2 protein-coding genes are annotated in these 2,907 nt (G+C 39.8%); one reads left to right on the top strand and one right to left on the bottom strand.

Annotated elements, in window-relative coordinates:
* Positions 1-45: 45 nt before the first annotated feature.
* On the bottom strand, positions 46-846 hold the full coding sequence (locus E1176_RS02985; RefSeq protein WP_155209094.1) for a DUF4197 domain-containing protein: 801 nt from the start codon (positions 844-846) through the stop codon (positions 46-48).
* Positions 847-1,195: 349 nt separating this feature from the next.
* On the opposite strand from E1176_RS02985, the gene E1176_RS02980 reads away from it, so the two are divergent.
* The coding region (locus E1176_RS02980) for a bifunctional alpha,alpha-trehalose-phosphate synthase (UDP-forming)/trehalose-phosphatase (RefSeq protein ID WP_155209093.1) at positions 1,196-2,907 on the top strand (1,712 nt) is incomplete at its 3' end.

The following is a 2,907-nucleotide window of genomic DNA, read 5'->3' as shown; positions in this document are numbered from 1 at the left end:
GAAAAAGAGGCTGTCTAAAAAGCTAGTTAGATAGCCATGACTGGATTATACGTTGGCTTCAGGACTGCCAAATACTTTTTCGATGATATCACTTCCCCACTTAAACGGATCTTCTCTAATTTCTTTCTCCTCTTCGCCCACATAGTAAAAAAGTCCATCGATAGCTTTCTCAGTAGCATAGCCATCGATACTCTCTGGCAGGGAAACATTGATAAAGTCTGCCACCTTGATACTGGCAAAGCCTGTGGAGTATTCGTAGTTTAAAAAACCTACCAGGCTCCTATAAATATCATTAGCCTTGGTTTCGTCAAGTGCATTTTTCACATCTGGCTGGAAGGCATTGAATAAGTCTTGATTGGTTCTGTTATAAAAATAATTGGTAGCTGAGGTATCTGAACCTTGTAATATGCCTAGCGCATCGTTAACTGTCATAGTAGTGAGCGCATTGCCAAATATTGGTAAGGCTTTGTTGGCAGCTTTTTCTGCCCCACGGTTCATAGCAACTAGTAATTCTTCAAAAGGATCAGTGTCGATATTAGGATTTGCTGCTATATAGGTATCAAGTATAGTGCTGTAAGAAATATTGATACCAAAAACATTTACATAGCCGTTTTCGACTTTATCCTGAAGGCTCTTAACTTCAGGTGGTAACAGTATTTTCACAATTTCATTTTTCAGGTATCCATCAGTTTCTGACACAGTGGCTACAGAGGCATCTAAACCGATGTTTAAGGCTTCTTTAAGTCCACGGATGATTTCATCATTAGATAGCCCGTTTTCAAGTTCTTCACATGAAGCAAAAAATAGGATAGACGTACAGGCGAGAATTTTAAAAATGTTTTTCATAGTTTCTAATCATTGATTTACTTGATTGAATGGCTTAAGCGCCTTGGTATTCTCAAGTATTCAAATTTAGAGCCAAACTCTATTTAGTTAAATAAATAATAACACACCATGGCTATATACATTGCCACTTTGGTTTGTAACTTCATAGCTACAAGTTTTTAAAAACAAAAACAGTTTTTTGTTTATAGAAGGTGATTTTATGAGAAATCATATATCCATTTAAGGGCATTGTAAAATGACTTATAGGTCGAAATGAAGCTGGAATAAAAACCTGAAGTAACAGATTTGGAATTCTTAACTTTTGATAGCCCTGAGTGTTTGCTAACTTATAATCAAACCCCGATTATTTATGTCACGAACCATAATTGTATCTAACCGATTACCGGTAAAAGTTGTAAAAAACGATAAAGATGAGTTGGAATATAGGCCCAGCGAAGGGGGCCTGGCCACTGGACTTAGTTCGGTATATAAGCAAGGCGATAACTTGTGGGTTGGCTGGCCCGGGAGGTATTTTAATCGGCCTGAAAAACAGAAGGAGGCTAGAAAGGCCCTGGAATCTCAAAACATGCGACCGGTATTTTTGAGTAAAGAAGAGATAAAACTTTACTACGAAGGCTTTAGCAACGAAACCCTTTGGCCAACATTTCATTATTTTAATCAAAATGCCTTATATAAAAAGTCCTACTGGGAGGCTTATGAGGAGGTAAATCAGAAGTTCTGTGATGAAATTTTAAAAGAACTAAATCCGGGAGATAAAATATGGGTGCATGATTATCAGCTCATGCTGGTACCTAAGATGATACGTGACAAAAACCCTGACGTAAGTGTCGGCTTCTTTTTACATATACCGTTCCCATCTTTCGAGGTATTTCGATTATTGCCGTGGCGCAGAGAGCTGCTCGATGGGGTACTTGGTTCTGATTTGATAGGCTTTCACACCTACGATGACATGCGTCATTTTTTAAGTGCCGTAAGTAGAATCTGCTATATCAGCAACCAGCAGGGGCATATTTTAAAAGATAGAAGGACTGTAGTGACAGATTCTTTTCCTATCGGAATAGACTACGACAAATATGCCAGTCAGGCAGCACACCCACAGACCTTGAGGAGGGAAGTAAAATATAGAACCTCTTTAGGCAATCAGAAGCTTATGCTTTCTATAGATCGGCTCGATTACTCAAAAGGAATACCAGCCAGGCTAGAGATTTTTGATATTTTCTTAAGTAAATATCCAGAATACCTTGGGAAAGTATCCTTACTCATGGTGGTTGTGCCTTCCAGAGATGAGGTAGAAAAATATAAAGACCTGAAGGAAGAGGTAGACCTTCTCGTTGGTAGAATCAACGGTAAATACGGAACAGTCAACTGGACGCCTATTCATTATTTCTACCGCTCATTTCCTTTGGAAGACCTGTCGGCTTTTTATCGCATGGCCGATGTTGCCATGGTAACACCGATGCGAGATGGAATGAACCTGGTGTGTAAGGAGTATGTAGCCAGTAAGCTGGACCAACAAGGCGTACTGATCCTGAGTGAAATGGCAGGTGCAAGCAAAGAGCTTTCAGATGCATTAATAGTAAACCCCAACGACAAACATGAGGTGGTAGGTGCTATTTATAAAGCATTGAATATGCCTGAAGATGAGCAACAGAGGCATATGGAAATCATGCAGAAGACCTTGAAGAAATATAATATTCACCATTGGGTAAATCTGTTTTTAACACGGCTGGAAGATGTAGCACGAAAACGCTCAGAACAATCTACGAAAGTGTTGGATGATGAGGCCGAAGGTGAGATTATAGAAGATTTTAACACGGCTAAGAAGCGACTGCTGTTTCTTGACTACGATGGTACTTTGGTGCCATTTGATAGTGACCCACAGGCTGTGGCACCGGGAGATGAGTTGCTGGGCATATTAGAAAAGTTGGCAGCAAATGATCAAAACCATGTGGTGATCATAAGCGGCAGAGATAAAACCACACTGGGTAAGTGGTTGGGGCATTTAGATGTTGACTTTATTGCTGAGCATGGCGTTTGGTTAAAAGATAGAAAGGGTGATTG

Source organism: Fulvivirga aurantia (assembly GCF_009711475.1).
In the GTDB taxonomy this organism is placed as follows: Bacteria; Bacteroidota; Bacteroidia; order Cytophagales; family Cyclobacteriaceae; genus Fulvivirga; species Fulvivirga aurantia.
Note: the sequence above shows the minus strand (reverse complement) of the source record. Positions and strands in the feature narration are given on the sequence as shown.